Source organism: Microbacterium sp. Leaf351, from assembly GCF_001423825.1.
Classification (GTDB): domain Bacteria; phylum Actinomycetota; class Actinomycetes; order Actinomycetales; family Microbacteriaceae; genus Microbacterium; species Microbacterium ginsengisoli.
Genome location: NZ_LMPK01000007.1, coordinates 11950 through 12728 on the forward strand (window position 1 = coordinate 11950; position 779 = coordinate 12728).

The 779-nt window shown below is 76.5% G+C and carries 1 protein-coding gene; it reads right to left on the minus strand.

What is annotated here, in order from left to right:
• Nucleotides 1-127: 127 nt before the first annotated feature.
• Nucleotides 128-779 (minus strand): hypothetical protein (locus tag ASG00_RS14745; RefSeq protein ID WP_200930837.1); only part of this gene is annotated, 652 nt, incomplete at its 5' end.

Here is a 779-nt window from a genome sequence, read left to right on the forward strand (position 1 = left end):
CCCGCCGATGTCGAAGCTGGCTTTCATGAGTGTCTTTCGGTCGGAGAGGGGTCGATGTGTCGGGGGCGCATCGACGCTGTCGGGGGTCGCGCGGGGATGAGGATCGTCGCGATCTCGATCACGGATGTCACAGGGTCACCGCCGCGGTCATGAGCACCGGCGGCACGACCAGGCCGAGCTGTCCGGCGCGCTGCACGGTGACGAGGGCGCCCACGGCGGCGCTGCGCCGCACGGCGAGGTCGTACACGAGTCCGGCGGCGGCGCCGAGGGCGATCCCCGCGACGAGGGCGGCGGCGATCGCGATCGGCGCGGGCCCCGCGACGGCGGCGACGATGCCACCGGCACCGATCGCGAGCAGCACCGCGAGGGCGGTGGGAAGCCGGCGGGTGCGGCGGGCGCCGACGAGCAGGCGGGCGGCACCGGCCGAGAGCATCACGGTGCCCGCCGAGAGGCCGGCGACGAGGCTCGCGCCGCCCGCGAGCCTCGCGATCTCGCCGGGGAGCGTGGACGTGAACAGGGCCAAGATGCCGTTGGCGGCGAAGACGGCCGCGGCCAGCGTCACCACGCGGCCGGCGGACGGCGTCACGGAGACCGGCACAGCGATCGTCGACGCCGACGCGGCGGGTACGGCCGAGCCGGCGTCGCCGGGCGTGAGCAGCGCGGCGGCCGCGACGACGGCGGCGAGCGCGAGCGCCCCGACGAGGAAGACCTGCGAGGCGGAGAGGCCCGCAGCGGCCAGCAGCCCGGCCGAGAGCGACCCGAGCCCGACGCCGCCGAAC